The following is a 5,030-nucleotide window of genomic DNA, read 5'->3' as shown; positions in this document are numbered from 1 at the left end:
CACCCCCCCCCCCCCCAGATCAGGCGCCATGTCTCGTGGGCTCGGAGAGGTGTAGAAGAGACCCCCCCCCGGCCGCGCCCTCGTCCGTCGCCGGAGCCGGGTCCTCCTCCGCCGCGCGGGCCGCCACCTCGGCGTACCGCGCGGCCAGCCACCGCTGCCCCATCCCGCTGCCGCGCCCCTGGCGCCAGGCCCCGACGACGCCGTCGCGCAGCCGCATGTGCACCACGGCGTCGGGCTCGAAGGCGAGCGTCCCGCCGGCGAGCTGGGCGCGCCAGCACAGGTCGGTGTCCTGGAGGTAGCGGGCGCGGACGTCGAACCCGCCGAGCCGGTCGAACAGCGACCGCCGGACGGCGAGGTTGCTGGAGCTGGCGCTGCCGAGCCGGGGCAGCGGCTCGGTGTACTGCAGGCCGTCGACCTGCGGCAGCGCCCGGGACCCCTGCGCCGCGCGGCTGTTCAGCCGCTCCCACTCCAGGCGGCCCGCTGCGACGTCGGCGTCCCGGAGGGCCCCGCGCAGGGCGTCGACCCAGCCGGGCGCGACGACGTCGTCGGCGTCGCAGAACAGCAGGTCCCGCCCCCGGGCCACGCGCGCCCCGGCGTTCCGGGCGGCGCCGGCGCCGCGGATCCCGGACGCGTCGACGAGGCGCACCGGCACCGCGCCGCGGGCGGCCTCCCGGACGACGTCCTGGGTGCCGTCGGTCGAGCCGTTGTCGGCGACCAGCACCTCCCAGGTGCAGGCCGGGTCCTGGGCGGCGAGGGCGTGGAGCTGCGCGGGCAGCGTCGCCGCGGCGTCCCGGGCGGCGATCACGACGGACACGTCGAGGTCGGGCCCGCGGACCGCGGCGGTGTCGCCGCCGGGCGGGCCGTCGGCGGTCGGGCGTGCTGCGGTCATCGTTCCCCCTGCGTGGCCCACGACCGGGACATCTCATCCGTAGCAGATCACAGGGGGACCGGGCCGCGCGAGCCCGCGCGGCGTCAGTACCGCTCGGGCCCGTAGTCGATGCGGTAGTGCTGCTCCCGCGGCCGGTCCCCGATCGGTCGCGCGGGCACGCCCCCGACGATCGTCCACGGGTCGACGTCCTGGGTCACCACGGCGCCGGCGGCCACGACCGCCCCCTCGCCGATGGTCACGCCGCGCACGACGGTCGACCGGCTGGCGAGCCACGCCCGGTCCCCGATGGTGATCGGGCCGAGCCGGCCGGCGAACCCGGGGTCGCGCAGGTCGTGGTCGGCGGTGACCAGCAGGACGTGGCTCGCGATGACCACGTCGTAGCCGATGTCGATGCCGCCGCGCGCGTCGATCTGGCAGAACCGCCCGACGTGGCAGCGCCCGGCGATCCGCAGGTTGCCCGGCTCGAGCACCTCGGACCCGCCGAACAGGTACACGTGCTCGCCGAGGTCCGCGCCCAGCCGCCGGAGCGTGCGGATCCGCAGCTCGTTGCTGGGCACGTGCGTCAGCGCCCGGTTGAAGACGAGCTCGCCCCGTCGCCCCACGTCAGCCGTCCTCCCCGCGGGCCGCGCCCGCGTGCTCGTGCACCGGGGCGACCGCCCCGCCGCGCAGCCGCTCCGCGAGCGCCGCCACCGTGTGCTCCCGCCGGACGAGCGTCCGGCCGGCCTCGCCGCGCGCCCGGCGGTCGGCGGGGTCGGCCACGAGCGACCGCACGGCGTCGAGCAGCGCCCGCTCGCCGGCCGCCCCGTCGCCGACGACGACCACCCGGGCCTCGTCGAACAGGTGCCCCGCGCCCCGGGAGTCGTTGGTGACGACGGCGCAGCCGTTCCCGAGGGCGGCGACCAGCGGGCCGCTCACCGCGTGCGCCCCGCCCCCGCCCCAGCCGTCGCGCCGCCAGCGCACCACGACGGCCGCCCGCGCGAAAGCGGCGCGGACGCCCGCCTCGGGCAGGAAGCCGAGCAGCCGCACCCGGTCGGCGGTCCCGGCGGCCTCCGCGGCTGCCGCGAGCGCGCGCGCCGTCTCCTCGCCGCAGGCCCCGACCGCCAGCACCCAGCCGTCCGGCAGGTCGGCGGCGGCGCGCACCAGGGGCAGCACGTCCCCGGCCGCGGCCACGTATCCGGGCACCAGGACCTCGGTGCGCCCGTCGACGGGGTCGTCGGTGGCGGTGCCGACGTGCGGCAGGGCCTCGACGGGCCGGTCCAGCCGGTGCGCCGCCGCGAGCGCCGCGGCCCCGGACGGCGACAGGCAGAGCACCCGCTCGGCGCGGCGCAGCAGGCCGCGCTCGGCGCGGCGCCCGAGGGTGCCGGACAGCGCCGCGGCGACCCGGCGGCCGCCGCGGCGGTCGAGCAGCGTGGTGAAGAACGCCCCGCCCGACAGCTCCGGGACGTCGTGCACCATCAGCCAGACCCGGCGCCCGCGGCGGGCGGCCCACCAGGCGGCCCAGAACTCGGCGAGGCCCCGGCCGGCCTGCTCGACGACGAGCACCGCGCCCGGGTCGCGCCGGGCCAGCCGGCGCGCCAGCCGGACGGCGAGCGCCGCGGACTGGGACGCCTCGGGGGCGGGCGGCAGCGGCTCGGTCTCGGTCGGGCCGAGGGCGTCGAGCACCGGGCGGAAGGCGGCGGCGTACGCGGCGACGCCGCTCGGGCTGGGGGGCAGCCGGGTGACGTGCACGTACCGCGTCGCCGCCGCGGGCGCCGCCGCCGTCACCGCCGCCCCCGCCCGGCCCGGCGCACCCGGTCGCGCGCGGCGACCCCGGCCCGCTGCACGCCCTCGACGGCGCCGAGCAGCCGGGCGTCCCGGGCCGGCACGTCCTGGGTCAGGGTGCCGGCGCGCTCGGCCTCGAGCAGCGACCCGTACAGGTGGCCGAAGGTGTGCAGCGCCGCGACGGCGAACCCGGCGCGGCCGTCGCGCCACGCGCCGCTGAACACGGTGGAGCGCAGCAGCTCCCGCACCAGCCGGACGGGGTCGTCCAGCCGGGTGAACCGGCCGGGGTTGTTGGCGGCGTACCGGAGGACCTTCTCGGTGGTCTGCCCGACCGAGCGGAAGTTGAGGTGCGCGATCGCGGGCACGGAGTCCGGCGCGTCGATCCCGGGCCCGTCGAGCACCGGCGGCACGTGCGCGAGCGCCGGCTCGGCGTAGCGGGCGCGGCCGCGGCGGAGCAGGGCGTACTTCGCGCTGCCCTGCAGGGAGTGCTCGAGCATCCGGCCGTAGGCGACGTTGTCGTACCGCAGCCGCACGCCGGCGACGTCGGGCCGGTCCAGGACGGGCTGCAGCGCGGCGCGGAACCCGGCGGGCAGGTGCTCGTCGGCGTCGACGAACAGCACCCAGTCGCTGGTCGCCGCGTCGAGCCCGCGCTGGCGGACCTCCTCCACGACGGGGGCGTCCGGCACCGGCACGACCCGCGCGCCGTGCAACGCCGCGACCTCGCGGGTGTCGTCGGTGGACCCCATGTCGCACACGAGTACCTCGTCGAAGCCGGCCAGCAGCGGGAGGCAGTCGCGCAGCTGGTCGGCCTCGTTGCGGGAGTACACGACGGCACTCACCGTGCTCGGGGGGGTCATGGCCCCGAGCGTAGGTCGGCGTCCCCCGCCGGGGGCACCGCCCGAAGGGTGAATTGGGGTGAAACGCGACATAGGGGACAGATCCGGCGGCTAGCCTCGCGGTGCGGGCGAGCCGATCCGCACCGCCCTGACCAGGGCCCAGCACCGAGGAGCGCGCCATGAGCCACGTCGTCGTCGTCGGATCCGGCATCGTCGGGCTGGCGGTCGCCGCCCGGCTCGCCGCGCGCGGCGACGAGGTGACCGTCCTGGAGAAGGAGGACGGCCTGGCGCTGCACCAGACCGGGCGGAACTCCGGCGTCATCCACTCGGGCCTCTACTACGCGCCCGGCAGCCTCAAGGCGACGATGGCCGCGGCCGGCGCGCGCTCGATGGTCGAGTACGCCCGTGCGAAGGGCGTCCCGGTCGAGGTGTGCGGCAAGCTCGTCGTCGCCACCTCGGACGCCGAGGTGCCGCAGCTGGAGAAGCTCGCCGGCCGCGCGGAGGCCAACGGCGTGCCGGCCCGGCGGCTGACGCCCACCGAGGCCCGGGAGCACGAGCCGCACGTGCGCGCGGTCGCCGCCCTGCGGGTCGAGAGCACCGGGATCGTCGACTACCCCGGCGTGTGCCGGGCGCTCGCCGCGGACGTCGAGGCCGCCGGAGGCCGGATCCTGTTCGGCGAGGAGGTGCTGGCCGCGCGCACCGTCCCGGACGCCCCCGGCGCCCCGGGCCGGGTGGAGATCCGCACGTCGCGCGCCGACCGGGAGGCCGACGCGCTCGTGGTGTGCGCCGGGCTGCACGCCGACCGGCTCGCGCGGGCGTGCGGGCTCGAGCCCCAGGCCCGGATCGTCCCGTTCCGCGGCGAGTACTTCGAGCTGACCCCCGAGGCCGGCGCCCAGGTCCGCGGGCTGATCTACCCGGTGCCGGACCCGCGGTTCCCGTTCCTCGGCGTGCACCTCACCCGCGGCATCGAGGGGCACGTGCACGCCGGGCCGAACGCGGTGCTGGCGCTCGCCCGCGAGGGGTACACCTGGACCGACGTCTCGCCGCGCGACCTCGCCGACAGCCTCGCGTGGCCCGGGCTGTGGCGGCTCGCCGCGCGCAACCTGGTGCCCGGCGCCGCCGAGGTCGGCCGGTCGCTGTCCCGCAGGGCCTTCGCGCGCAGCCTGTCCCGGCTGGTGCCGGGGATCACGGCGGGCGACCTGGTGCCCGCGCCGGCCGGGGTGCGCGCGCAGGCGCTGCGCCGGGACGGCGGGCTGGTCGACGACTTCCTGCTCCAGGCCGAGGGGCGGCAGGTGCACGTGCTGAACGCGCCGTCGCCCGCCGCCACCGCGTCGCTGGAGATCGCGCGGCACATCGTCGAGCAGCTCGACACGGCCGTGCCCGCGGCGCACGCGGCCTGACGCCGCGCGCGAGGGCTCCGGTCGCCGAGTCTCCGTCCCGCGCCTGCCCGCGACCCGCGCGAGGCAGTCCGGGATCGGAGACTCGGCGACGCCGCGACGCCCGCGCGCGCCGGCAGCGGCGCCGGGCCGGCTGCGGCGCCGGGC

5 protein-coding genes are annotated in these 5,030 nt (G+C 78.7%); 1 reads left to right on the top strand and 4 read right to left on the bottom strand.

Going from position 1 to position 5,030, the window contains the following annotated elements; translation table 11 throughout:
- Window positions 1-19: 19 nt before the first annotated feature.
- The 4 genes from AC3WUG_RS19360 to AC3WUG_RS19345 all read right to left on the bottom strand — a co-directional run bounded on the left by AC3WUG_RS19360 (window position 20) and on the right by AC3WUG_RS19345 (window position 3,507).
- Entirely contained in the window at window positions 20-889 is an 870-nt protein-coding gene (locus AC3WUG_RS19360; protein WP_492329159.1) for a glycosyltransferase family 2 protein, read from the bottom strand.
- 83 nt (window positions 890-972) lie between these two features.
- Complete coding sequence (locus AC3WUG_RS19355; protein WP_492329158.1) at window positions 973-1,491, bottom strand: acyltransferase; 519 nt, start codon at window positions 1,489-1,491, stop codon at window positions 973-975.
- 1 nt (window position 1,492) lies between these two features.
- Window positions 1,493-2,653 (bottom strand): glycosyltransferase, encoded by a 1,161-nt coding sequence (locus AC3WUG_RS19350; protein ID WP_492329157.1) that lies wholly within the window; start codon window positions 2,651-2,653, stop codon window positions 1,493-1,495.
- Window positions 2,650-3,507 (bottom strand): glycosyltransferase, encoded by an 858-nt coding sequence (locus AC3WUG_RS19345; RefSeq protein WP_492329156.1) that lies wholly within the window; start codon window positions 3,505-3,507, stop codon window positions 2,650-2,652. The genes AC3WUG_RS19350 and AC3WUG_RS19345 overlap by 4 nt, the downstream gene beginning before the upstream one ends.
- Before the next feature lie 158 nt (window positions 3,508-3,665).
- On the opposite strand from AC3WUG_RS19345, the gene lhgO reads away from it, so the two are divergent.
- Entirely contained in the window at window positions 3,666-4,886 is a 1,221-nt protein-coding gene (gene lhgO, locus AC3WUG_RS19340; protein WP_492329155.1) for an L-2-hydroxyglutarate oxidase, read from the top strand.
- Window positions 4,887-5,030: the final 144 nt, after the last annotated feature.

It is taken from the genome of Cellulomonas sp. EB106-03-03-XG116 (assembly GCF_058792015.1).
Note: the sequence above shows the minus strand (reverse complement) of the source record. Positions and strands in the feature narration are given on the sequence as shown.